The organism is Rheinheimera sp., from assembly GCF_965283995.1.
Lineage (GTDB): Bacteria > Pseudomonadota > Gammaproteobacteria > Enterobacterales > Alteromonadaceae > Pararheinheimera.
In genome coordinates this window covers 307,114-331,355 of record NZ_CBDIQG010000001.1, presented here as the reverse complement: position 1 = coordinate 331,355, position 24,242 = coordinate 307,114, and the positions used below count along the sequence as shown (strand labels likewise).

Here is a 24,242-nt window from a genome sequence, read left to right as displayed (position 1 = left end):
AAGGTTCACCACAACGCAACCGGACAACGGAGGGCTCTGATGCAAACATTATGGTTATATCTGCTGTTCCCACAGTTGCAGCTGGATCTTTACAGCGATGGTATCAGCCCTGAACAAACAGCAACGCTGGACCCGGCCGTGTTATTACACCCGCAGGATCTGCGCGTGCATCAAGCCAATGCACCGGCGCGGTCGCTTGGTATCAAACCCGGCCAGACACTGGCACAAGCCTGTGCCATGTGCGCGACGTTACAGGTCATGCCGTGGCAACCGGCACTTGAGCAACAGCTGCTGGACATGCTCGCGCTGGATTGTTATCAGCTGTGCGCCGATATTGCAGAGGCGCCACCGAACGCGCTGTGGTTACGGCTCGACCCGATGCTGCAGCTGTATGGCGGCCTGCCGGCATTTTTACAACAGCTGATCCAACAGCTGCAACAACGGCCGTTGCAGTATCAATACGGTGTTGCGCTAAGTGCCGAAGCTGCGCGCCTGTTATGTCTGAGTCAGCCCGGGCAAACGGCCTTAACCCAAGTGCAACAACAGTTGCTGTTAAGCGGCTGTCCGGTGTCGTTTCTACATGTGACGCCGGCAACCATTCACCAGCTGGAGCGCCTCGGCATCAGTCAGCTCGGCCAGCTACTGCAGTTGCCAGCAAAAGAGTTGAGCCGGCGCTTTGGTGCCGACTTATACCTCTATCTACAACGACTGCAGGGCAAACTGCCGCCATTATTACAGTATTATCAGCCACCGGAGCAGTTCAGTGCCCGCCTCGAACTGCTGTACCAGCTAGAGCAATATCCCCAGCTACATAAACCGCTGCAGCATCTGCTGCTACAACTGCAACATTATCTGCAACGCCGTGATCAGCTCTGTTATCAGCTGCAGTTGGAACTGACTCTACGGGATCAACCGCCCCTGACGCTGAAACTGCAGTCGCCGCAGGCCGAAGCATTGGCCTGCCGCTGGCTGAACTTGTGGCAGCTGAAACTTGAAGCCTTACGACTGCCCGCACCGGTACTGGCACTGGCACTCAGTGCCAGTCAATACTGTGGCCGCGATACCGACAGCGACGACCTGTATGCCGGCCGGCGTGGCCAATATACGCCGCTGCAACTGGTTGGCTTGCTGCAAGCCAAACTCGGCAGCGCCCAGGTCTGCCGGCCAGCGCAGGTCGCCGCTTATCTGCCGGAAATGGCCGGAGTGAGCATCCCGCTGCAAAGCGCTACACCCGCAGGCGTGAAGCCGCAGGCACGGCAACAGCCGGCGCAAGTGCCAGCGCCAAGCATGGCGCAACCCTTGGCGCAAAGCGTCGCGCAACCGCCGGCGGCATATAAAATCGGGGCCGAGCCCTCCCCGACAGACACTTTCACCGTTCTGCCGGCCCCACTCCGTCCGGCGTTTTTGCTTGCGAAACCAGAGCTGCTGCAGCATCAAGTGCAATTGCAGCCGGGTCTGGAGCGGATCCAGAGCCAATGGTGGCAAGGGCCGTCAGAAGCCCGTGATTACCTGACCGCGCAAAGTGCCGACGGCCGCTGGTTGTGGATTTATCGCACAGAACAACAGCAGTGGTTTGTACACGGAGTGTTTGCCTGATGGACTACGCCGAACTGTTTTGTCAGAGCCATTTTTCCTTTCTGAGTGCCGCCGCCAGCCCGGAGCAACTGGTTTGTACCGCCGACAGTCTGGGCTATCAGGCGCTGGCACTGACCGATGAATGTTCAGTAGCCGGCGTGGTGCGGGCGCATCGCCAGATCAAACAACAGCAACTCAAGATCCGGTTGATCGTCGGCTCGTATTTTCGCTACGGCGCAGATCTGCGTCTGCTGTTGCTGTGTCCGGATCGGAAAGCTTACGCCGAGCTGTGCCGCATCATCAGCAACAGCAGGCGCAGAGCAGATAAAGGCCAGTACCGACTGGAAGAATGGGATTTAAAAAGCTGCCGGGACTGCCTGGTGCTATGGCTTCCCAGTGCCATCCCCGCCAGCGACCAACATTGGGGCGCTTGGCTGAAACGTCAGTTTGGCTCCCGCTTATATCTGGCCCAGCAGCGTGTGCTGGATGCAGGCGATTATGATTATCAGCAGCATTGCCAGCAGCTCAGTCTCAAGTTTGAGCTTCCGGCCTGCGCCGTCGGTGCAGTGTTGATGCATGAAGCCGCGCAGCAACCGCTGCTTGATGTGATGACCGCGATCCGGCTGGTTCAACCCGTCGCAGATGTCGGCCTCGATCTGTCCGCCAACCGTGAACGTAGCTTAAGACCTATCACCAAGCTGGCACATTTATTCAGCGCGGATTTATTGGCGCAAAGCTGCCAGGTCGCCGCGCTCTGCCAGTTTAATCTCGATAGCCTGCGTTATGAATATCCGGCCGAACTGGTACCGCCCGGTCAGACGGCGATGCAATATCTGCGTCAGCTGGTGGCGCAAGGCAGCGCTGTACGTTTTGGCGACACCGTGCCTGCGGCGATTGCCGCGCAAATAGAACACGAGTTACAGCTGATCGCCGAGCTCGATTACCCCTATTATTTTCTGACCATCGCCGATATCGCCCGTTTTGCCCGCGAACAGCAGATTTTGTATCAGGGCCGCGGCTCGGCAGCCAATTCAGTGGTTTGCTATTGCCTGCAAATCACCGCCGTCGATCCGCGGAAAATCTCAGTACTGTTTGAACGATTTATTTCCCGCGAGCGGGATGAGCCGCCGGATATTGACGTCGATTTTGAGCATGAACGCCGCGAAGAAGTGATCCAGTACATCTATCAGAAATACGGCCGGCAACGCGCCGCTTTGACGGCCACGGTGATTTGTTACCGGCTACGCAGCGCCGTCCGTGACGTCGGTAAAGCACTGGGGTTTGCCATCACCCAGCTCGAATATTGGCTGAAACAACTGAACCGGCGACACCCTGATCTGAGCTGGTGGCAACAACTGGCACAACATGGTCTGGATATTCACAGCCTGCCGGCGCAGCAGCTGATCAGTCTGGTGGAGCAAATCCGCGGCAAACCTAGGCATTTATCCCAGCATGTCGGTGGTTTTGTTATTTCCGCCGGGCCGCTGCATGAAATGGTGCCGGTAGAAAACGCCAGCATGGCCGATCGCACCGTGATCCAATGGGACAAAGACGACTTAGAAACACTGGGCCTGATGAAAGTGGATATTCTGGCGCTCGGCATGTTGTCGGCGCTGCGTAAAGCTTTAGCGATGATCAACCTGCAGCGGGAAGTGCCGTTGACGCTGGCGGAGATCAGTCAGACCGGCGATGACCCCGCCGTGTACCGGCAAATCCAACAGGCCGACACTATCGGCGTGTTTCAGATTGAATCGCGCGCCCAGATGAGTATGTTACCGCGGCTAAAACCAGCTTGTTTTTATGATCTGGTTATTGAAATCGCTATAGTCCGGCCCGGACCAATTCAAGGCGATATGGTGCACCCGTTTTTGCGCCGCCGCGATGGTCTGGAGCCGGTCAGTTATCCATCGCCTGAAGTCGAGGCGGTACTAAGCCGCACTATGGGCGTGCCAATTTTTCAGGAACAAGTAATTAAACTGGCAATGGTCGCGGCCGGTTTTTCCGGCGGCGAAGCCGATCAGCTGCGCCGGGCCATGGCCAGCTGGAAAAAAAACGGCGAACTGCTGCAATTCGAAGCCAAGCTCATTAATGGCATGCAGCAACGCGGTTATGCCGAAACTTACGCCAAACAGATCTTTGCGCAGATCTGTGGTTTTGGTGAATATGGTTTTCCTGAATCGCACTCCGCCAGTTTTGCCTTACTGGCTTATGCCTCGGCCTGGCTGAAATGTTATTACCCACTCGAATTTTTGACCGCCTTACTTAACAGCCTGCCGATGGGGTTTTATTCCGCGTCCCAGCTGGTGCAGGACGGCAAACGCCATGGCTTGCAGGTATTGCCGGTCTGTATCCAGCGCTCCGACTGGGATCACAAGATAGAGCAGAGCCCAACAGGCCCGGCGCTGCGGCTGGGACTGCGCCAGGTTAAAGGGCTGCAACAGGATTTATTAGCGCCGGTATTACAGCAACGCCCCGCCGAAGGTTTTCATAGCCTCAGCAGCCTAAAACAAAGCGGCTTAAGACAAGATCAGCTGACGGCACTGGCCAGCAGTGATGCGCTGCAAGCGTTATCCGGCCATCGTTTTGCCAGTCGCTGGCAATTGCTGGATCGGCTGGATGAGCTGCCGTTGTTTCGCCAGACAGTTCGCCAGCCAGTACGACAGCCAGGCCAACAGCCGTCAAGCGCTGGGCCTGTATTGTTACAGCAGCTGGGACTGGATTTGCACACAGAGCCGGCAGCACCGCCTTGCCCATTAGCGGCGCCGGACGCCTGGCAACAGCTTGGCGAGGATTATCAGAGTCTGGGCCTGAGCCTGACGCAGCATCCGGTGGCGTTGTTACGCCAGCATCCGACACTGGCGAAACAGTCGCTGCAGCGCGCCTGTGATTTGGCCAACTGCCGCTGTGGCCAAGTGCTGCGGGTGATTGGTCTGGTCACTGTGCGGCAAAGCCCCGGTACGGCCGGTGGGGTCACTTTTGTCACACTGGAAGATGAAACCGGTCAAATCAACCTGATTGTCTGGCAAGCCACAGCACTGGCGCAGCAACAAACTTTTATCAGCAGTCGGCTCTGGCTGGTGCATGGAGTGCTGCAACGTGAAGGTCTGGTCAGCCATCTGGTTGTTGGCAGAATAGAAAGCCTGGACCCACTATTACCGGTGTTTCAGAGCCCAAGCCGGGATTTCCACTGATCCGCCGGCACGTGTTCGAGGTAGAATCTGAGTGAATCAATCAGCAGCAATCATCCTGACCAGCCATGACAGCAGCAGACAAGTACCAACGTTTTGACCAGTTCCTGCAAAAACGCCGCAGCGGCGCGCTGCGTGACAGCAATAGCAGTGCACAGCGCCAGTCACGCGACGACAGCCCAAAAGGTCGGCAGGAAAAAAACGTCGACGCCACCATTTTGCAACTGCACAGTGCCATGGTTGATAAAATCCTCGCCAATCCGGCGCTACTTCCACCGGTCGTGGCACAGCTTGAACAAGAGCAGCAACAAGGTTTATTACGCCACAGCGCTTATTTATTCTGGAGCTGCGCTTTTGCGGTGATCGATCAGCCGCAGCTTTTCAAAGCCGCGCTGTTAAGTCCGGAACCGCGGGCCTGCAAACATCGCCGGCGTACCCGCTTACGCGGCATTCTGACTGAAACCGAGCGCGAACAAGTGTTATCAGGCCAATGGCAGGCACCGTCGGCGCAAACTGTCCACGATTAACTGCTGCCGCGCTGGCATCAGTCAGTAGCGCCAAAGCCTGCCAACGCTATTCGCGCTAAAAAGCTTGTGCCAGATGTACCCTAAGCCGTCCCCTTTGAGTACACTCAAGCATCTTCTTGTTGGTTTTTATTGGGTTTCTCCATGTTGCTGAATTCTGTTACCCGTAGCCTGTGTCGTTTCAGTGCCGGCGCTGTGCTGCCGGCCTCTTTATTGCTCTCTCCACTATTTTTCTACTCTGCACAGACGCAGGCGCAGCAGGTCATGGCGCAGCCGGCGACAGCGCAGTCTGCGATCGAACCACAAACCGAAACCGCGGGCGTGCAAACCGCACAGCCCGCTTCACCGCGCCTCGCCGGTGAACTGCAAAGCCGCCAGTTACACAGTAAATTTGGCAGTGTCAGTGTCGAAGCCCTGACGCAAAAAAATGATGACGGCAGCGTCAACAGCCACCAGTTCGTGCTCAAAGCCGGCCCTGCAACAGCACCTACCGAAAAAACCATCAGCCCGGCCGCTGGCGACGCGATGCTGATCAGTAAAAACCCGTTGTTCGATGCCGCTTTTGCGTTAAGCCAGCAGGAACGCCAACAGAACAGTGTCAGCGAAATCACCGACTGGGGCTTTAATGACCAACAGGCGCTGCCTTGCCCTTGTTTTGAAACCGGCGCCAAATGGCATTATGTCTGGACCCGCGATTTATCCTATGCGCTGGATTTAGGCCTCGGCGCGCTGGATCCGGTGCGGGCGCAAACGTCTTTGTTGTTCAAGACCTCAGTGGTACGGCCTGAACTGATTGCCCGTGGCGTCGACAACACAGAAGTCGCGCTACAGGACACTGGCTCCGGTGGCAGCTGGCCGGTCAGCTCCGACCGCGTGGTCTGGGTGCTGGCCGCCAGCGGCCTGACCGCACAAGACCCAACAGGCGCGTCAAATCAGGCCGCCGGCGAGGCGTGGCAACAGCGTTGGTACGCCATTGCCCGCAATACTATTTTGCAGGACCGGGATTATATTTTTGATGCCCGCCTGGGTTTATACCGCGGTGAAACCTCTTTCCTCGACTGGCGCGAGCAGAGCTATCCAAGCTGGACCGCCAAAGATACTTTGTTCCTGGCCGAATCTTTTTCGCTGTCGACCAACGTGCTGCATTATGTTGCGTTAAGCCGCGCCGCAGAGGCTGCCAAAACGCTGGAACCCGCGCGGGCAACCGAACTGGCACAAATGGCGCAGGCGCTGAAACAAGCAATCAACAGCTGGTTCTGGTTGCCAGAGCGTGGACTGTACGCCCGCTATATCGGTGCTGCGCATAACCCAATGCCAGTGGAACAATATGATTTACTTGGCCTGTCACTGGCCATCACCCATGGTGTGGCCTCACCGCTGCAAGCCGAGCAGATTTTGCAGAACTACCCGCTGACGCAGGCCGGTCCGCCGGTGATTTTCCCGGCCTTGCCGGACGTGCCGATTTATCATAACCGTGCGATCTGGCCTTTTGTCAGCGCTTATCAGCTGCGCGCAGCACGCCAGCAAAATCAGCCGCAACTGTTCCACAAAATCGCTGTGTCGCTCTATCAGGGCGCCGTGCTCAATCAGTCGAATATGGAAAATCTGGAATGGCTCAGTCAAAAAGCTCATGTTGAAGATGGCGCTTTATCTGGTCCGGTGATTAATTCTGAACGGCAGCTCTGGTCCGTTGCCGCTTATGGTGATTTGGTGATCGGTCAGCTATTTGGCGCGCAGCTTAATGCCGGCACGCTGACCATCAATCCGTATATTCCGGCGGATCTGGCGCGTGAACTGGATCTTGGCAGCAGTCTTCACCTGCAGAACCTGAACCTGGCCGGCACCACACTGGACTTGCAGCTGGAGTTACCAACGCAGGCCCGCCGTGGCCAGGTGTACCGGCTGGCGCAAATCAGTCTGAACGGTCAGCCGCAAGTACTGACCGGCAACCAGCAATTCAGTATCAAACTGAATGATTTCAGCCAGCAGCGCAACGAGCTGGTGTTGAAACTGCAGGCGCTGGATGCACCGGTGTCGCGCCTGACAGAACTGCGTACCGCCAATAACAACGGCCCGCTTGGCAGCCTCAGCAGCAGTGAAAAACGCAAGTTGCTGGCACCGAAAGAGCCACAGCTGAGCTTAAACCTCAGTGACAAAGGCATTCCGACGCTGCAGTTTGATGCCGCCGGTGAAACTGACACCCGGTTTACCTTGTATAAAAATGGCGTACCGGTAAAACTCAAACCCCGTCAGCAAGACTGGACTGACAGCAAAGCGAAAGCCGAATACAGCCAATGTTATGCGCTGACGCAAAGTTACAAAGATACCGGCTTAAGCTCACAACCGAGCCGCACCTTGTGTACGCCGGGCGCCAGTGTCGAACTGGTGGCGGGTCAGGGCCTGACCAGCACAGATCACGACATCAGCGACTATCTGCAGCAACCGGTGTTTAAAAACTGGGGCGCGCCGGAGCAACAGCTAAGCCTGAGTTTCACCGCCCGCCACGATGGCCGTCATGCGCTGCGTCTGCAATATTTTATCGACAACGGCCCAATCAATACCGGCATCACCGCAGTGGTCAAACGCCTGCGCGCAGACTGCCCGCAGTCAGGCAAACAGCAGGCCACGCTGGTGATGCCGCATTTGGCAACAGCCCTGGAAGCCGGCTGGTCCAGTCATGCCAATTTTAATGCCAAAGCCGGCGAAGTTTGCCAGCTAACCATTGCCGACGGTTTTAACATGAGCTATCTGCAGCATTTTAATTTGTATACCGGCGGCAAAGGCGGTCGCACCGGCCCGCTGAATCAAGCGGTGATCCACAAAGCACTGATCCAGCCGCTGGCCGATTAGCGCGTTGACCTGCCGTTGTCGCAAGCCCGGTACACAGCTACCGGGCTTTAAAGTCTGTTTGGAGTTGTCGTGAACCTGTACCTGATCCTTGCATTAATCTCCGCCGTGTCGATGGCCAGCAGCGGCGTCATTGCCCGTTTGTCGGGCCTGGCGGCGGCTGAACTGACTTTTTACCGGCTTTTTGTTGGCGCCCTTTGTTTGGGTGCTCTGGTCCTGTTGCTAGGTAAACAGGCAGAACTGAAACAAAAGCCGGACCGGCGCATCGTGCTAAATGGCGTCTTGCTCGCAAGCTTTATGTTGTGTTTTCTCAAGGCTATTAGTTTTATCAGCCTTGCCAACGCCATCATGCTGGTTTATCTGGCGCCGGCGCTGGCGGCGATTGCCGCGCATTTCCTGTTTCATGAAAAACTGGATCTGGCTTCAGGGCTGCTGATTGCCCTGTCGTTTTTGGGCTTTGCCATGCTGCAGCAATTTAAACTCGACCTGGTGCTGACCGAAGCGCAGTGGCCCGGTTTTGTCTATGGCATGCTGTCGCTTGTCACCTACACCGGCTTTTTGTTGGCAAACCGTCACAGCGGCAAATCGGAATCGCCGTTACAACGGGCGTTTTATCAGCTGATTATCGGCGCTTTCTGTGTATTGCCGTTTCTCAATGCTGCCCCGCTGCCGAACACAAACGAGCTGCTGTGGGTATTTTTGGCCGGATTTTTCCCCGGTTTTCTGGCGATTTATCTGGCGATTGTCGCGCTGGAGCATTTACCAACGCGGGTATTTGGTACCTTGGCTTATATCGAACCTGTCGCGGTGATCCTGGCCGGCTGGTGGTTGTTTAGCGAAACGCTGAGCCCACTGCAGCTCGGTGGCGTGGCGATGATATTACTGGCGGGTCTGGTGCAATCGTTGTTACATCAGCAACAGAAACCGGTACGGACTGATCTGCAGCACAGGCCGCAAGCTTGAACTTCCTCGCTCATTTGGTGCTGGCAGAAGATAACGCCGAAGCCCGTGTTGGTAACTTGCTCGGTGATTTTTGTCATGGCGTTGATGTCAGCGCCCTGCCGCCGGCGGTTTATGCCGGCCTGCTGCGCCATCGCGCTATCGACCGCTTTACCGATGCGGCCAGCGAGGTGCGCGCGGCCAAAGCCTTGTTCAGTGCACAGCGGCGGCGCTTTGCCCCGGTGATGGTCGATGTGCTGTTTGATCATTTTTTATTGCTGCATTGGCAGCGTTTTGAACAACGGCCCTATGCTCCCTTGTGCCAGCAGATTTATCAGGACCTGTGGCAGCAACGCGCCATGATGCCACCAGCGATGGCTGCCACCGTCACGTCCATCGTGCAACACGACTGGTTTGCCAGTTATCGCAGTCTTGCAGACATAGGTCTGGCACTGGATCGTATCGCCGGCCGCATCCGTTTTGCCAACCAGTTTTCCGGCAGCATTGAAGAAATACGCTTACATTACAGCGAATTAAACCAGCTGTTTTTACAGTTTTACCCACAACTGCAGGCCTATGTCCAGCAACTGGGGCCGGAACAAACTGCCCTGGCGACCAGCACAGCGTCCGGCTAAAGCGCCTGCACAGCCGAAAAAAAATGTTACACTAGCTGCAATTTACTTCCCTCTCTTTCTTCGGAGCTGATATGAGCCAATTTCCTGACGACGGCAACGGCGATATGCTGCAAGCCATGCACGATTCCGGCATGGATTTAACTAAACCGCTGGATCTGGACTTTTACCTGGTATTCCCCAATCGCGACAAAGCCGAAAAGGCGCTGGAAGCGATGAGCAAACTGGAGCAACCTGGTGAAGTCGAACTGAATTTAAATGACCTGGACCAGTGGGAACTGATTGTTTCACTGAACATGGTCCCTGACCATGGCGTCATCACCGCTAAAGAAGCTGAACTGGATAAATTCGCCAAAAAATTCAGTGGCCATAACGATGGCTGGGGCGTGATGCAACATCAAGACGGCGACGACGAATTCGCTGACGATCACGACCATGAATGTGACGCTGACTGCGATCATCAGCACCACTGATGCCTTTCACCGCTGAACTGACTTACCGTACGCTGGGCCCACTGTTTTATCAGACAGTGGCGCCTACGCCTGTAGCCGCACCGGACTGGTTGCTGTTTAACGCTGCGTTAGCGACAGAGTTGCAGTGGCCAGAAGACGCCAGACAAACGCCGCTCGGTCTGCAGTATTTTTGCGGCAATCAGCTGGCGCCGTGGATGCAACCGACAGCGTTGGCCTACACCGGCCATCAGTTTGGTTCGCTGGCGCCGCGTTTAGGCGATGGCCGGGCTTTGTTACTGACCGAAGTGCTGAGCCTCAGCGGCAAACGCTTTGATGTGCAGTTAAAAGGCGCAGGCCCGACGCCATTTTCCCGCCGCGGCGATGGCCGCGCTGCGCTTGGCCCGGTGCTGCGGGAATACCTGATCAGCGAATGGATGGCGGCCGTTGGCGTGCGCACCAGCCGCGCGCTGGCTGCGGTCACCACCGGCGAAACCATCTACCGGGATACGCGGGTTCCAGGCGCAGTGCTGACGCGGGTGGCGGCGTCGCATATCCGTATCGGGACTTTTCAGTATGCTTCGATCCATGGCAACAGCGCGGATGTCAAAGCGCTGGCCGATTATGTCATCACCCGGCATTACCCTGAATTACACGATGAAGCACAGCCTTATCTGGCGTTGTTGCGTGCAGTCGCGACGGCACAGGCCGACCTGATTGCCCATTGGATGAGCCTTGGTTTTGTCCATGGCGTGATGAATACCGATAATATGACTGTCAGCGGCGAAACCATCGACTATGGCCCCTGCGCTTTTATCGATGCTTTTAATCCCAGCGCCAGTTTCAGCTCGATTGATAGCCAGGGCCGCTACGCCTATCGCAATCAGCCGCCGATCGCACAGTGGAATCTGGCCCGGCTGGCTGAATCATTACTGGTATTGCTGCATGAGGACGAGCAACAAGCCATCGCCGCCGCGATGACTGTGCTGAACGACTTCCCGGCACTGTATCAGGCCGCACGTCTGCAGCGGTTTGCCGCCAAGTTAGGCATACCATCACCGCTAGACACAGATTTACCGCTGATAGATGACCTGTTGACGTTACTTTCGCAGCAACACATTGATTTCACGTTGTTTTTCCGGGAGCTTTCGCGACCTGGCAACCTGCCGGGCGCTCTGGCTGGCCAGCTATTTGCAGAACCTGTGACTTTTAGTGCCTGGCAACAACGCTGGCTGCAGCGCCTGGCTGAGGTCAGTGTGGACCCAACAGCGCTAAGCCAACAGCTGTTAAGAGCAAATCCGGCTTTTATTCCGCGCAACTTCCGCATTGAACAAATTATCGACAGTGCGCTACATGGTGATTTCGGTCCGGCCCAGGCGTTTGCCAAAGCCAGCCTGACGCCATTTGACGATGATGCGCATTGGGCTGAGTTGCCGCCGGCGAGTTTTTGCAACTACCAGACTTTTTGCGGCACATAAATTCAGGCCAGTGCGCCAGGGTTTGGGGTTGGGCGGATAAACAATCCGCTGGCATGTTTTTCAGCGACTGGCGGTTGATCCACCAGGCTCAGGTCGCACTATAAAGGCTTCATTATCCACGGTTATCAATACTGGCCGGAGCACACTGATGGGACTGGATTGCCGGGAAATCCTCGACGTTAAAGAATACGAGTTTTTATTGAACTGGTTTATCCGGATGCAGCAACAACATGAACTGGCGGCTCTGCAGGAACCGTTCAGCTACGACGGTTATTCGGCCTACGACCAGCTGTGTAACCAGTTACTCGAGCAAGCCCGCATTGCATTTATCGAACAATTCGGCCATCCGGCCCCACCACTGGTGTTCACCAATCTGTTCCATCTGGCAGAACTGGAACTGGCCGGTAAACGCAATGCCCGTGGCATCAAAACACCGCCACAACTGATGTAGTCCTGATACGCCACAAAGCAAAAAGCCCGCACTGCGGGCTTTTTCGTTTTGCAAAAGACAACTTTAGATCGCCGCCGCCGGTTGTTTTTCCGGTGTAGCGACCGATGGTTGGCTGGCTTGCATAGTCTGACCGCGTTGTTTCAGTAAGTGATAGCGTTCTCGCTGCTCAAAAGTCAGCTTACGGGCAACCACCGGCCCTAACGGTAATGCCGCCACTTGAACGGCGGTTTTATGGCCCTTGGTGTTGGGTAAAGTACCGTAGACATCGGTGACTGAATAATTCGACAAATTGGTCAGGATAGTTTTACTGCCCTGTAGATAAGGTTGTTCATCCAGGCGCAGATAGGTGGCTAAGTGTTTGCGCAGGTCTGCCTGGAAATCCGGGAAATAAGCCGCGCTGCGTTGGTAAAAACTGGAGACCCGGAAACCTAAGGTCCCTTTTGGTAAAGTCCCGCGGTTGGAGTTAATAAACTCAGCGGCATTTTTCACCAATTGCTGCTGCACATTGCTGCCGGTGTAGGCAAAAGCCGGAAGATTCGGGCTGCCGATAATGCCCTGATACAGGCCATAAATCACTTCCGGCTGCTGCGGAAATTGTTTCGGCAGAATCGCAAACTGAATGTCATCCAGACTTAACCGGACACCGGCAACAGTCAGGATCTTCTGACTCAGCAAGCCAGGTTGTTCTGTGGTCCCGAGTAAAAACGCTGCTAAATCTTTGCGTGGATACACTTTGATCACTTCATCCAGCACGGTGACGTTATACAGGTTCAGCCAATAAGCCAGTTGTTCATTTTTAGTCAGCTGATTGAGTGGAGTCTGTTCAGGCACTGCAGATAACTGCCGACGCAGCTGACTAATCACATCACGCATTTCCGGATTATGCTGGTACTCTTCAAAATGAAAACGATTGGCACTGAGCGCAGTAAAATGGTCGCCAAGCGGATAGCTGCGGTAAATATCGTAACGTTGTTCACGTTCCAGTACCGTACTGCGTTGTGGGATCCCTTCGCTGAGGACCGACGTGCGAAGCACAAAATCCAACACTTTATAATCGATTTTTTTGCCCTGCTCTACACCGCCAAAAAAACTGGCGGGCAATGTCTGATTTTGCAATTCAGACTGGGTCTGTGCTGGCTGCGCCGTTACAGCAGGCGTTGCAAAGGCGGCGGACGTCAATACCGGACATAACAGCAGAGCGGCGATAACAGAGACAGAAGTGCGAAGTTTCATCAGCGGCAGTCCTTGTTGATTTACATTACAACATTCACACTAGCTAATGAAAAACAAAGCTGCAACTATTAATTACAATTATTTCACTTACAATTATTTCACTCACAATAACCAGCCTGCCGGCATTCCCTGCAGGCTGATTATTCAGGTCAATTGTTCAGGTCGATTGTTCAGGTCGATTGTTCAGTGTACCCTCACGCCTGATATAAGGTCCGGATCCACTTCTCTTCAGTGATAAAATTCCAGCTCCATTTTTTCCACTGCGCGGACAAGCCTTTGGCCACCGCCTGATCAGCGCTTAACCCCTGTGCCTTCATCGCCTGCACTTCACTGAGCGTCTGCTCCATCATCGTCAGAAAACGCTGCAGACCGGCTTTATCCATCAGATCGCCATGGCCCGGAATAATTTTGGTGGTGTCGTTTACCTGACTGAGAATGGTCTTGGTATTGGCGATATAACCGGCGACCGAGCCACCGCTGTTCAGGTCGATAAACGGAAAACGGTCAGCAAAAAACAAATCGCCCATATGCAACACATTCTGCGCCTTAAACCACACCACTAAATCACCATCGGTATGGCTGATCGGCATCGTCTTGAGCATTACCTGCTGGCCATTCAGACTCAGTGTTTTTTCACCGCTAAAAGTCTCGGTTGGTAAACCGGCCTGGTTAAATTTGGCATCGCTTTGCAACCGGGTCAGCACCGCTTGGTGCGCAATAATGCGGGCACCGCCAGCCAAAGCAGCATTGCCGTCGGTATGGTCTTTGTGAAAATGCGTGTTGACCAGCGTATTGACGCTGATGCCGCTTTGCAGCCGATCCAGCTCGGCTTTGACCAGTGGTGCTGTTGCGGCAAACTGCGCATCAACGATTAAAGCGCCGTCTGTGCCAAGCATTGCCGCAATATTGCCGCCACTGCCTTTGACCAGATAAAGCTGTGGTGCCAGTTGCTGGCTGGTAACTTTTGGCGCATCGGCGGCCAAAACAGAACTGACAAACAAAGCGCTGCCAAGCAGCGCGAAAGCAGGGATTAAACGAACAGAGATAGTCATTGGCAAAGGTTCCTGTGCTGGGGGCAATGGTGTTTGGTACTTAAGTTTTGTCTTCAATACCTTACGATACTGACGCTAAAACTGATCAGTCCCCTGACACAAGCCTTTGCCTATAGAATCACCTTAAGGTGCGACCACTGGCGTGTCGCAGCGATGATCACTCTTGTACTTGGTTTCCCGATACAAATAGGACGGCAACTGAACTTGTGCCAAGGCTTGCTCATATTGCAGGCGGCTAGCCGGTAAATCGCTCAAATGCAGTGTTTTCTTTGCTTCGTCGTAGGTGGCGCGCACCACAGTTCCGTCCGGTTTTAAGATGGTCAGGCCGTCTGGCTGTTTCAGCGCAAAATACTGCTCAAACTGGATCAGCGCTCGCCCCGGTGACGTGCTGTCGAGCGTCAGATCCCGGCCAATCATCGGATGGCAACTGCTGACCCCCAGCATCGACAACAAGGTCGGCGCCAGATCGATCTGACTTGCCAGCGTATCAATGGTACCAGCTTTGGTGTCGGCACCTAAAATGAGGCCCGGAATGCGGAATTTCTCCACCGGAATGAGGTTTGAGCCATAAACGCGATTGTCATGGTCGGCGACCACCAGAAACAGCGTGTCCTGCCAATAGCTGCTCTGCCGGGCTTTTTTAAAGAACTGTCCCATCGCCCAGTCGGCGTACTTCACCGCGTTATTGACGGTATTTTTTGGCTCTTCATGTAAGTCGATACGGCCATCGGGAAATTCAAAAGGTTCGTGGTTACTGGACGTGAAAACCAGACTAAAAAATGGCTGGCCGCTTTGCTGACGCTGCTGCTGCAGTCGGGTCAACTCTGCATCGGCTTTATCAAACAAATCCTCGTCACTGGCGCCCCAGCTGGCGACAAAGTTAGGTTGTTTAATCTGATTGATATCGACAATTTGACTAAAACCGTTGCCGGTGAAATAGCTGCGCATATTGTCAAAATGCGCTTCACCGCCATAAATAAACTGCGTATGAAAGCCAGCCGCTTTTAACACGGACGCCAGCGTGGTGAAATTCTGCTGACTATTAGAAAGCTTCACCGTGCTTTGCGCAGGTGTGGGAGCAAAGCCTGCCACGACGGCTTCGATGCCACGCACTGAACGGGTACCGGTGGCATACAGCTGTTCAAACCACAAACCTTGTTGCTTTAGGGACTCCAGCTCAGGCGTCACCGGCACACCACCGAGCGACTCCACAAAAGTCGCGCCCATGCTTTCCTGCAGCACAATCACCAGATTCAATGGCTTGTCGCGTTGGATAGTCGCTTGCTGCTGATGCCAGGTCGGCTGCGCTGGATTATTAAACTGATAGTGTTTCAGCCAGGGCCAGTCCAGTGCTTGTTTCAGCATCGTTGCTTCGTCGAGCTTGCCATACATTTCAGTAGAGCGCGCTTCATGGCGCAGACTGTAAATCGCATACAGCACCGAATAACCTGAGCTGATGATCAGCGAATTGACCATCGCATCCGGCGTGATAGCAAATAATGCCGGATTGGCCGGTCTGTGTTGTGTGGTTGAACGGATACAGATGAATACCAACACCACCACCAGCGGCCAGGTCAGCCAGAGTTTTGTATTCGAGGTGCAGCCTTGTTGCGCTGCGACTGCGCGTAAACGCCGCATCGCTAAAAACACCAGCAGCCCGGTCAATGCAGTCCCCAAAATCAGCGGCACGCGAAAGCCATGCCATAAGGTACTGAATACTTCTTTTGGATACTTCAGATATTCGATATATAACCGATTGGGCCGTACGTCATATTGCAGCAGGAATGATGGCGTCGATAATTCGATAAAAATCAATAAAGTCAGTGCAATCAAGCACCAGACATAACTAAAACGCCGCCATAGGCGTTGCCAGCGGGAGATCGCCAGCAGCGGTGCCAGCAGGACGGGGATGACCAATAATAGCCCCAGCAAAATGAGATCGGCACGCACGCCCTGCACTAACATCCAAGCCGGATTGCCGGCCGCCTGCACCCGTTCCCATTGCCATAACATCAAGGCCACGCGGCTTAGCGTTAAGCCAACCAGGGCCAGAATAATAAAATGCGTGAATACCAGATAGGGACCGCTGAGGCGACCCAGAAAAGATTGCTGTGACATCTAAACCCTGCAACTTGTTATATTTATACATTGGGCATTGTGTGGGCAGAAACTTAAATAAACCTTAAGGTCGCGCCATGCACATCGAGTCACAAAACTTACATAAATTAACCTTGAACAGCAAGTGCTGGCTGCGCCGACCAGCGCTGACAAGGTTATCCATCAGAACTCATACTCCAGCGCAAACCGCAGCGTGTTATTGACCGTCGCTGCATCAATGGCAAAGATCACCGCCAGTTCCCATTTCAGCATTTTCATTTGCTCAAATTTTTGTACGCCCATCAGGCTCGGGCCGGCACCTTTGTAATTCTCGCCGGCATAAAACTCAAAGGCCGGTTGCAGCTGCGGCAGATAACGATAACGATATTGCAGCCGGAACTCGCCTTCCAGCTCGTTTTCGATGGTGTTACCCCACTCGTACACCGCCAGCGCGTTTAACGTCAGGCTGGTTGGGCCAAATTCCTTTTCCATCAACAGACCGGTGGTAAATTCGTAATTACCAAGATGATTCACTCGTTCCAGCTCAAACAACATGCCCCAGTCGGCACTGTATTGACCTTGTTCGGTTAACATCCAGCGCATTTCCAGTTCATAGCCGCTGATGTGGTAATCTTCTGGCGAGCGGCGCTCGGCCATCACATAGAGTTCCAGCGCCAGCCGATCGGCAATAGCCCGGCCGTAGCCCAACTTTTGCACCATATCGTTATCGTTCTGATGCTCGTTTTGCTTTTGATAGACGTAGCGGTACTCAAATTCCTGCTCATATGGCTGGACATAAGGGTGATACACCTTATCAACGACACGGCCATCGGCCAACGCCGCACCACAAAAGCCGGTCAGTAGCAGGCCGCAGGCCAGTGCTGTCACCCCGGTTTTTCTGTTCATGACTTCAACTCCCGCCGGCGTAATACCAGCAACAAAATCAGTGTCAGGCTCCACGCCAGCAACTGGCCCTGACTCGGGTTGGACTTATAGCCGAGCAGTGCATTCAGAAAATAACCCAATTCAGAACTCTCATCGATCCACAGGTGCTGACTCAGCATCGGTGCCGCACCTCCGAGCAAATCCATCTGGTGCAAAATAAACACCGCTGCACTGATTTGCCGGGCGGCGCTAAAACACAGCAATACCGCAGCGACTTGACGCCAATACAGCCGCAATTCCTGCACCAGATGATAAATCAATACGGCAATACTCAGACTAATGCCGCTGCCAAGCGCCACGCCAAGCCACAGGCTTTGACTGTCATCAAGCTGGCGGGGGTACAAAAACAAATACAACACCAGATTGCTGCCATTAATCAGTAACAACGCCACCACTGCGGCCGCCGCCAACCAGATATGCTGGTTTTTTTGCAGTAACAAAGCGGCAATCAACAGTGCGCAGAGGCCATAACAACAGGCATACCAGAACTCAAGGCCCTGTCCGTCCCACAGCTCAGCCAGATGGCGGTATTGGCTACTTTGCAGCAACAGCAAAGGAGCGCCTAAAACTAAGACCCGCAGCAAAATAGCGCGCATCGCCGCCGGATTTGCGGCCAGTAACAAGCTCAATAGCAGCACCACCGGTAATAATTCGCGCAGCAGCAGCACGACCGTATTAATCAGCATCATCGCCCCCCGGCTTGCAAGGCTTGCCACTGCTCTTCTGGCAGCGCAATCAGCTGGCCTTTGGCACTGTCGGGGTTATATTCCCCGCTAAACGGATAAGTACCGGGCTGCAGCGGGCCAACAAACACCACACCGGAACTGCCACCCAAAATCACTTTTTCCCGGTTCATCGAAAAGCTCTCAAACTCTTCCGGGTTTGGGTCCTGGTTGTGAATAATGATTTTGACTTTTTGCCCGGCCGGCACCTGCAGGGTGCTTGGGCTAAACAGATGATCTTTCAGCGTCAGGCGAAATACCGGCGTCTCGTCAGCACCGAGCCAGGCGGACCAGCAGCTGCCAAGCAACAGGCTAAACCGTAGCCACAGCGCAAGGCGCCGGCTCTGTTTCACAGGTCTTGCGAACAACGGACTTATAAATGGCTTTGATGGCACAATGGCAACTCCAATGTCACTGCTAACCCACCCAGCACTGAACGGCCAAGCGTCAGACTCCCCTGATGCAACAGCGTGATATCCTGCACTATCGCCAGGCCCAAACCACTGCCGGGCTGGCCGGACTGATGCCGGTCCCCACCGACCCGATAAAAACGTTCAAACACCCGCGAATACTCCTCCGGCGCAATACCTGGGCCTGAATCCTCCACCAACAGCCTTACTTTTTGCCCTTCTTGCTGTAATGTCAGCTGGATCTGGCCTTGTTCTGGCGTGTATTTGCTGGCATTGCCCACCAGATTGATCAATAACAGTTTGAGCGCAAAGGCGTCCCCATCGAGTAAAACCTGCTCGTCGCCTTCCAGCGCGATTTGCTGCTGCCGCCGTTCAATTTGCGGATACAACTCGGCCACCACGTCGCGGCATAACACCGCTAAATCCAGTTTCTGCAGTTTGGCAGAAAAATGCGCCGGATTGGTCCGGTTTAACAACATGATTTGTTCAATCAGCGCGCTCATCCGGCTGACACCATCCTGCAAAGCCGGCATGATCTGGTCCGGATCGGCCAGACCCGCCTCACGCCAGCGTTGCTGCGCATTGTGCAGGTTTACCTGTAATACGGCCAGCGGCGTTCTGAGTTCATGCGCCACATCGGCAGCAAATCGTTTTTCGCGGGCAAAAGCGTCATCCAGCCGCGCCAGTAACTGATTGGTACTCGACAGCATCTGGTCCAGTTCCTGCGGGGTTTGCGCCAGTTTTAACGGCGATAAATCGTCGGCTTTTTTTTGTGTCAGTTGCCGCGCCAGTTCCAGCAAGGGCTTCAAGCCACGGCCAACCAGCAGCCAAATCAGCAACGCCTGCAGCGGCAGACTGAGCACCACCGGATAAATCGATGCCAGCACCACCTGATCCGACAATGCCAGCCGGTCCTGTAGTGGCTGCGCGACAATCACCGTCAAATCGTCCACGGTCTGGCGAAACGTCTGCCAGCGTTTACCGGCAAAGTTTTGCTCGCTGTAACCATCCTGCGGGCTGACTAAGGTGTTTGGTGTTTGCGCGCTGTGGTAGAGCAGACGGTCGCCCTGCCACAACTGGATGGCGTTGGCCTGGGCCATATTCGCCGCAGTCTGTGAATTGGTATGTTGATAAGGTGCCAGCACGCTGGCGGCCAGCGCTTTGAGATCTTCATCAAATAGTTTCTGCGCCTGGGCGCTACTTTGACGGTAACTTTGCAGCGCAGCTAAAAAACTGGTCAGCGTCAGCAAGGCGATTAACAAAGTCACCAGATAACGCCGGATTGAAGTCATGCCGCACTCACGCTGTAACCCACGCCACGCACGGTTTTGATAAAGTCTTTTGGCAGTTTTTTGCGCAAATTAGAGATATGCACTTCGAGTGCATTACTGGCGACTTCTTCGCCCCAGGCGTATAGACTGGCTTCAATTTGTTCGCGGGTTTTGATGCGGCCAGCTGATTCCAGCAGCAGTTTCAGCAGCACATATTCGCGCCGCGACAGCGTCAATGCTTCACCATCAACCTGCACCTGATGCGCGCTGCTGTCGAGCACCACCGGACCTACGGTGATCAAATGACTGGTCGCAGTGCCAAGCCGGCGTTCAATGACGCGCAGCCGGGCGAACAGTTCGGGCAATGCAAAAGGCTTGACCAGATAATCGTCGGCACCTAAATCTAAACCGCGGATGCGGTCATCAACACCGTCGCGGGCGGTCAAAACCAGCACCGGCAAGCGCGGGAATTTATGGCGGGTTTGCTTTAATACATCGAGGCCATCCATATCCGGCAAGCCCAAATCCAGTACCACAGCGTCACAATCGCCGCTGCGGATACTGGACAGCGCCGCCGCGCCGGTATTGACATGGTTTACCGCAAAGCCTTGATCGCTCAGGGCTAACTGCACCCCTTGCGCCAACGCCTGATCATCTTCTACCAACAATACCCGCATCTGTTCTCCGTATGCAGACCCGTCATCCTTGAAGGTTCGGGGTCTATATGACTGTTATTTTTTCAGTTTTTTCTGCACTTTGGCCAGTAATGCAGCAATTTCCTGCTGCCGGCCAGCATCAGCACTTTCACGGCCCGGACGAGGCTGTGCCGCTTTGGCAATTTCAAGATAACGCAAAGCTTCTGCCCAGTCGCGTTTTCCTGCTAAATAATCGGCGTAAAAGTAATTTGGATCAATCCCTTGTGGGTTTTGCTCCAGCGCTTTTAACAGCAATTCTTTGGCTTTTTTGTTATCGCCAAAACCAATTGGCCAACCCGGCACTTTTGCATACAACACGCCAAGGCTGGTATAGGCTGAACCTTGTAAAGCGGTTGGATCCAGTTTAAGCGCCTGCTCTAAGTCGGCTTTGGAGCCTTCAGCGACTGACAATGCGCCTAAACCGCCTTTGGCATTGGCGTAACTTGATTTGATGATGCCCCGCCAAATCAGCGCTTCGGCTTTATCCGGATTACTGCCAACCACTTTGTCCGCATTGGCCAGCAGTTCGGCAAAGGCTTTTTCACGGTCATCTTCCGGCAGTGCATAGTTCACTTCCGCCCAGCGGTCCTGTAGCGGTTTAATGTCAGCCAACACGTCAGCCAGCACGGTAGAACTGGCCAACAAGGTCACAGCAGCGAATAAGTGTTTGATGGATACTTTCATGGTGATAAGCCTTAATGTTGGGAAAGTTGCGCGTAACGACGGATCACGGCCAGTTTGGCGGCCAGTGCTTTGTCGACGATACCGGGCAGGACTGCATTGACCCGCACGAATAATTGTTCTGGCCAGCCAATAAAGCGCCGCGCCTGATTCTGTTGAATTTGCTGTACCAAAGCTGCAGCCACTAAAGCCGGGCTATCACTTTGATTCCCCAGTTCACGGTTCATCGCGACCACCGCATCACTGTTAATCGCCGTGTCAGTGGCGCGTGGTGCGAAATACAGTACTTGCACCGCACTGTCCGACAACTCGCGTTTCAGCGCTTCAGTAAAGCCACGCAAACCAAATTTACTGGCGCTATAGCCGGTAAAACCCGGGTAACCGATGCTGCCAAAAGCGGAGCCGACATTGACTATCATCGCAGCGGATTTGCGCTGTAATTCGGGTAACAAAGTCTGGGTTAATAACATTGGCATCAGCAGGTTGGTGCTGAGCTGCGTGGCATAATCCTGCTGCGCCACCAGACCAAACTGGCTGATGCCGGCGTTGTTAATCAGCAGATCTATCCCTTGCAGGTCGCGGACAAAGGCCAGCAAATCTTGTCGCTCTTGCGCATTGGTCAAATCAGCGCTGAAAATCTGATGGTCGGCCGGATGTTTGGCTACAAGCTCAGCCTGCAACGTAGCCAAACGCGCCGTATTGCGCGCAACCAGCACTAAACGGGCGCCGGCAGCAGCCAGCTGCAGCGCGATCGCCTGACCAATACCACCGCTGGCACCGGTCAGTAATACCGTTTTGCCATGAAGTTCCATCAAATCGCCTCCTCTGAGGCGGCATCTGCTTTGGCAGCCAGCTTGGTGATGCCATGCTCTGGCGTCAGCGTGCGGAAAATATCGCCGTATAAACGGTAGAAACGTTTCGCCGCGTGCACAATCAGCGCCTGATCAGCCGGGTCGTCGATTTTATTCATCAGGTTTTCATAGAATTTGATGTGGTCCTGATCCAGTGCACCGTGGGATGTCAGGTAGCTAAACGCTGATTTTGGCAACTGCAGTTTGGTCGCGATGGTTTCGGCGGCATTCTCGGCCAGGGCGGTTGACGTGCCTTCCAGCACCAGCACCATGCCAAAAAAACCAACCGGATTGATCCGGCGCACCATGTCATAGGCGTAAGACACCATCATTTCAGTGGCAAAAGACGGCGTGCTGTGTCTTGCCACTTCTTTGTCATAACCACTGCGCTTGATATCGTTCAGGATCCATTCCTGGTGACCCAGTTCCTCTTCGATATATTCCGCCACTGCTTCACGTAACCATTCTTTTGATTCCGGTAACAAGGCGCCAACGCTCATCAGCAATGGCACTGTGTGTTTGACATGGTGATAGGCCTGCGTCAGGAAAGCAACATAGTCATCGCGGCTGATATCGCCATGGAAGCAACGGGCAATAATAGGCGCGCCCAGCAGGTATTGACGGTCTTGTTCAGTTGCTTGCAATAAAGTCTGGTAAAAGCTCATAAGTCACTCCGGAAACAGCGGTGGTCCGCTAAAAATTAGGTTCAGTCTTTCAGTCAGCCGGATACAACGCGGCGATCTGTTGCAGATATGTTTGTTGAATGCTGGCCCGGCGTGGCCGGCCGTTGGTTGTTAAGGTGCCTTCCGCTTGTGACAAAGGCGTGTTCAGGCGATAAAAACGCGCGACCCGGGCATAGTCCGGCAGCTGCTGATTCAGCCAGTCGAGATAATCCGCCAGCTGGGCATCGCTGACCGTTGGCGCGGCATACAACAGCGCAACACAATAAGGTTTCGCATCGCCACACAGCACAGCCTGCTGGATCAAACCGGTTTTAGTCAGTTCACTTTCGACCCATTCCGGCGAAATATTGCGGCCAAAGCTTGAAATCAATAAGTTGTTGCGCCGGCCCAGAATTTGTAAATCGCCATCCGCACTCCACTGGCCTAAATCGCCAGTGGCAACCCATGCGTCGGCTTGCGCCTCGCTTTGTCCCATGTAACCAAGAAATGGCGTTTTAACCTGAATTTCGCCTTGTTCAATACGCACTTCCAGATGCGCCAGTGGTTTGCCGGCGCTTTGTAATGCTTCATCGCTGGCGTGCGCAGCGTCGACACTGCAAAGTGCGACGACCGAGCCACATTCACTTAAGCCATAACCCTGAAACACTGGCAGTTTGAGCGCTGCAGCCTGGCGTAAGGTGTCGACCGCCACTTTGGCGCCACCGACCGCGATAAACTGCAGGCTGGCAGGCACTGGCCAGCCTTTTAGCGCCGCCTGTACCAGCAGTTGCAGCAATTCCGGTACTAAGATCAGGCTATGTGGTTGGGTCTGACTAATCAGGCCCAGTAATTGTTGCGGATTGGCCAGACTGCTGCCGGCAAAACCACGGCCGGCATCCGGCATCAGCAGCACTTCACCGCCGGCTAATAACGGTGCATAAACGCCGGCGATATTTTCCAGCAATAACGACAGCGGCAGCAGGCACAAATGCCGCGGGCGGGTCACGTTTTCTAGCCGTGGTGCAATGCGTTCAACCAGGCTTTGCGCTGTATTCAGCTGGGTTTGCACCGACAGACAGACGCCTTTAGGCTGGCCGGTTGAGCCAGAGGTAAAAGTGATTTTTTGCGTGCCAGCCGGAACCGGTAAGGCTTTTTGCTGTAGCTCAGTCGACGTCTGGTACAGATAAAAGCTCCGGCAGCGACCGCGTAAAGTCAGGCCAAGCTGGCGCGTAGCTTCAGTTGGTAGTTCACGGTCACTGAATAAAAACTCCGGGCCGACGCTGGCCAACACATGGGCCAACTGGCCCTGACTGGCAAACAGCGGCATTGGCACGAATAACTGTTGGCTGTGCAGACAGGCGATATCTAACAACACCCAATCCAGACTGGTATCAGCCCATAACACTAAACGCCGGGCCGACAGGTCTTGCAGCAGTTGCTGCCACTCCAGCACTGCAGCCGCAATGGCGGTTTGATCCAGAGATTGCCCGCTGACTAAATCAGTAAGGCGGGCGCCGGCAGGAATATTCAACTTCATCAT

21 protein-coding genes are annotated in these 24,242 nt (G+C 54.4%); 9 read left to right on the top strand and 12 right to left on the bottom strand.

All coding sequences use genetic code 11. The features are described 5' to 3' along the window. Window positions 1–39 precede the first annotated feature (39 nt). The 9 genes from ACQ66Q_RS01540 (at window position 40) to ACQ66Q_RS01500 (ending at window position 12,083) form a co-directional block, all read left to right on the top strand. Window positions 40–1,596 carry a hypothetical protein gene (locus ACQ66Q_RS01540; RefSeq protein WP_430455174.1) on the top strand — a complete coding sequence of 519 codons (1,557 nt, stop codon included), beginning with the start codon at window positions 40–42 and terminating at the stop codon, window positions 1,594–1,596. Continuing rightward, the gene (locus tag ACQ66Q_RS01535; protein ID WP_430455173.1) at window positions 1,596–4,766 is read left to right on the top strand and encodes an error-prone DNA polymerase; all 3,171 of its coding nucleotides are present in this window, start codon (window positions 1,596–1,598) and stop codon (window positions 4,764–4,766) included. The genes ACQ66Q_RS01540 and ACQ66Q_RS01535 overlap by 1 nt, the downstream gene beginning before the upstream one ends. A 65-nt stretch (window positions 4,767–4,831) precedes the next feature. Next, window positions 4,832–5,290, top strand: coding sequence for a hypothetical protein (locus ACQ66Q_RS01530; protein WP_430455172.1), 459 nt, complete (start codon window positions 4,832–4,834; stop codon window positions 5,288–5,290). Between the two features lie 141 nt (window positions 5,291–5,431). Then, entirely contained in the window at window positions 5,432–8,137 is a 2,706-nt protein-coding gene (locus ACQ66Q_RS01525) for a hypothetical protein (RefSeq protein ID WP_430455171.1), read from the top strand. A 69-nt stretch (window positions 8,138–8,206) separates the two neighbouring features. Then, window positions 8,207–9,097 carry a DMT family transporter gene (locus tag ACQ66Q_RS01520; protein ID WP_430455170.1) on the top strand — a complete coding sequence of 297 codons (891 nt, stop codon included), beginning with the start codon at window positions 8,207–8,209 and terminating at the stop codon, window positions 9,095–9,097. Continuing rightward, window positions 9,094–9,708 (top strand): ACP phosphodiesterase, encoded by a 615-nt coding sequence (locus tag ACQ66Q_RS01515; RefSeq protein ID WP_430455169.1) that lies wholly within the window; start codon window positions 9,094–9,096, stop codon window positions 9,706–9,708. Before ACQ66Q_RS01520 ends, ACQ66Q_RS01515 begins: the two co-directional genes overlap by 4 nt. Before the next feature lie 71 nt (window positions 9,709–9,779). Further along, a complete protein-coding gene (locus tag ACQ66Q_RS01510; RefSeq protein WP_430455168.1) occupies window positions 9,780–10,178 on the top strand; it encodes a ribonuclease E inhibitor RraB in 399 nt (132 codons plus the stop codon). After that, the gene (locus tag ACQ66Q_RS01505) at window positions 10,178–11,632 is read left to right on the top strand and encodes a protein adenylyltransferase SelO (protein ID WP_430455167.1); all 1,455 of its coding nucleotides are present in this window, start codon (window positions 10,178–10,180) and stop codon (window positions 11,630–11,632) included. Before ACQ66Q_RS01510 ends, ACQ66Q_RS01505 begins: the two co-directional genes overlap by 1 nt. A gap of 148 nt (window positions 11,633–11,780) precedes the next feature. Then, window positions 11,781–12,083 carry a hypothetical protein gene (locus tag ACQ66Q_RS01500; protein WP_430455166.1) on the top strand — a complete coding sequence of 101 codons (303 nt, stop codon included), beginning with the start codon at window positions 11,781–11,783 and terminating at the stop codon, window positions 12,081–12,083. A gap of 63 nt (window positions 12,084–12,146) precedes the next feature. On the opposite strand, the gene ACQ66Q_RS01495 is transcribed toward ACQ66Q_RS01500, so the two are convergent. From ACQ66Q_RS01495 to ACQ66Q_RS01440, 12 genes are all read right to left on the bottom strand, one after another. Continuing rightward, window positions 12,147–13,316 carry a DUF547 domain-containing protein gene (locus tag ACQ66Q_RS01495; RefSeq protein WP_430455165.1) on the bottom strand — a complete coding sequence of 390 codons (1,170 nt, stop codon included), beginning with the start codon at window positions 13,314–13,316 and terminating at the stop codon, window positions 12,147–12,149. Window positions 13,317–13,510: 194 nt separating this feature from the next. After that, entirely contained in the window at window positions 13,511–14,368 is an 858-nt protein-coding gene (locus ACQ66Q_RS01490) for an MBL fold metallo-hydrolase (RefSeq protein WP_430455164.1), read from the bottom strand. Window positions 14,369–14,491: 123 nt separating this feature from the next. Further along, window positions 14,492–16,486, bottom strand: a complete 1,995-nt coding sequence (locus ACQ66Q_RS01485; RefSeq protein WP_430455163.1) for an LTA synthase family protein — start codon at window positions 16,484–16,486, stop codon at window positions 14,492–14,494. Window positions 16,487–16,648: 162 nt separating this feature from the next. Then, entirely contained in the window at window positions 16,649–17,371 is a 723-nt protein-coding gene (locus ACQ66Q_RS01480; protein ID WP_377241774.1) for a hypothetical protein, read from the bottom strand. After that, window positions 17,368–18,099 (bottom strand): hypothetical protein, encoded by a 732-nt coding sequence (locus ACQ66Q_RS01475; RefSeq protein WP_430455162.1) that lies wholly within the window; start codon window positions 18,097–18,099, stop codon window positions 17,368–17,370. The genes ACQ66Q_RS01480 and ACQ66Q_RS01475 overlap by 4 nt, the downstream gene beginning before the upstream one ends. Next, the gene (locus ACQ66Q_RS01470) at window positions 18,096–18,485 is read right to left on the bottom strand and encodes a cupredoxin domain-containing protein (RefSeq protein WP_430455161.1); all 390 of its coding nucleotides are present in this window, start codon (window positions 18,483–18,485) and stop codon (window positions 18,096–18,098) included. Before ACQ66Q_RS01470 ends, ACQ66Q_RS01475 begins: the two co-directional genes overlap by 4 nt. Window positions 18,486–18,505: 20 nt before the next feature. Then, window positions 18,506–19,834, bottom strand: coding sequence for a sensor histidine kinase (locus ACQ66Q_RS01465; RefSeq protein ID WP_430455160.1), 1,329 nt, complete (start codon window positions 19,832–19,834; stop codon window positions 18,506–18,508). Continuing rightward, window positions 19,831–20,490 (bottom strand): response regulator, encoded by a 660-nt coding sequence (locus ACQ66Q_RS01460; RefSeq protein WP_430455159.1) that lies wholly within the window; start codon window positions 20,488–20,490, stop codon window positions 19,831–19,833. The genes ACQ66Q_RS01465 and ACQ66Q_RS01460 overlap by 4 nt, the downstream gene beginning before the upstream one ends. Before the next feature lie 54 nt (window positions 20,491–20,544). Then, window positions 20,545–21,192: a tetratricopeptide repeat protein gene (locus ACQ66Q_RS01455; protein WP_430455158.1), complete on the bottom strand. Its 648-nt coding sequence runs from the start codon at window positions 21,190–21,192 to the stop codon at window positions 20,545–20,547. Between the two features lie 11 nt (window positions 21,193–21,203). After that, window positions 21,204–22,001: an SDR family oxidoreductase gene (locus ACQ66Q_RS01450; protein WP_430458521.1), complete on the bottom strand. Its 798-nt coding sequence runs from the start codon at window positions 21,999–22,001 to the stop codon at window positions 21,204–21,206. Beyond that, on the bottom strand, window positions 22,001–22,705 hold the full coding sequence (locus ACQ66Q_RS01445) for a TenA family transcriptional regulator (RefSeq protein ID WP_430455157.1): 705 nt from the start codon (window positions 22,703–22,705) through the stop codon (window positions 22,001–22,003). Before ACQ66Q_RS01445 ends, ACQ66Q_RS01450 begins: the two co-directional genes overlap by 1 nt. A 49-nt stretch (window positions 22,706–22,754) precedes the next feature. Continuing rightward, window positions 22,755–24,242 carry an AMP-binding protein gene (locus ACQ66Q_RS01440; protein ID WP_430455156.1) on the bottom strand — a complete coding sequence of 496 codons (1,488 nt, stop codon included), beginning with the start codon at window positions 24,240–24,242 and terminating at the stop codon, window positions 22,755–22,757.

Excerpts from the sequence above, each read along its gene's own strand:
- ACQ66Q_RS01540 (WP_430455174.1), top strand. The coding sequence starts at position 40 with ATGCAAACATTATGGTTATATCTGCTGTTCCCACAGTTGCAGCTGGAT.
- ACQ66Q_RS01535 (WP_430455173.1), top strand. The coding sequence starts at position 1,596 with ATGGACTACGCCGAACTGTTTTGTCAGAGCCATTTTTCCTTTCTGAGT.
- ACQ66Q_RS01530 (WP_430455172.1), top strand. The coding sequence starts at position 4,832 with ATGACAGCAGCAGACAAGTACCAACGTTTTGACCAGTTCCTGCAAAAA.
- ACQ66Q_RS01465 (WP_430455160.1), bottom strand. The coding sequence starts at position 19,834 with ATGACTTCAATCCGGCGTTATCTGGTGACTTTGTTAATCGCCTTGCTG.
- ACQ66Q_RS01500 (WP_430455166.1), top strand. The coding sequence starts at position 11,781 with ATGGGACTGGATTGCCGGGAAATCCTCGACGTTAAAGAATACGAGTTT.
- ACQ66Q_RS01445 (WP_430455157.1), bottom strand. The coding sequence starts at position 22,705 with ATGAGCTTTTACCAGACTTTATTGCAAGCAACTGAACAAGACCGTCAA.
- ACQ66Q_RS01480 (WP_377241774.1), bottom strand. The coding sequence starts at position 17,371 with ATGAACAGAAAAACCGGGGTGACAGCACTGGCCTGCGGCCTGCTACTG.
- ACQ66Q_RS01475 (WP_430455162.1), bottom strand. The coding sequence starts at position 18,099 with ATGATGCTGATTAATACGGTCGTGCTGCTGCTGCGCGAATTATTACCG.
- ACQ66Q_RS01450 (WP_430458521.1), bottom strand. The coding sequence starts at position 22,001 with ATGGAACTTCATGGCAAAACGGTATTACTGACCGGTGCCAGCGGTGGT.
- ACQ66Q_RS01510 (WP_430455168.1), top strand. The coding sequence starts at position 9,780 with ATGAGCCAATTTCCTGACGACGGCAACGGCGATATGCTGCAAGCCATG.
- ACQ66Q_RS01525 (WP_430455171.1), top strand. The coding sequence starts at position 5,432 with ATGTTGCTGAATTCTGTTACCCGTAGCCTGTGTCGTTTCAGTGCCGGC.
- ACQ66Q_RS01490 (WP_430455164.1), bottom strand. The coding sequence starts at position 14,368 with ATGACTATCTCTGTTCGTTTAATCCCTGCTTTCGCGCTGCTTGGCAGC.
- ACQ66Q_RS01505 (WP_430455167.1), top strand. The coding sequence starts at position 10,178 with ATGCCTTTCACCGCTGAACTGACTTACCGTACGCTGGGCCCACTGTTT.
- ACQ66Q_RS01455 (WP_430455158.1), bottom strand. The coding sequence starts at position 21,192 with ATGAAAGTATCCATCAAACACTTATTCGCTGCTGTGACCTTGTTGGCC.
- ACQ66Q_RS01495 (WP_430455165.1), bottom strand. The coding sequence starts at position 13,316 with ATGAAACTTCGCACTTCTGTCTCTGTTATCGCCGCTCTGCTGTTATGT.
- ACQ66Q_RS01440 (WP_430455156.1), bottom strand. The coding sequence starts at position 24,242 with ATGATGAAGTTGAATATTCCTGCCGGCGCCCGCCTTACTGATTTAGTC.
- ACQ66Q_RS01460 (WP_430455159.1), bottom strand. The coding sequence starts at position 20,490 with ATGCGGGTATTGTTGGTAGAAGATGATCAGGCGTTGGCGCAAGGGGTG.
- ACQ66Q_RS01485 (WP_430455163.1), bottom strand. The coding sequence starts at position 16,486 with ATGTCACAGCAATCTTTTCTGGGTCGCCTCAGCGGTCCCTATCTGGTA.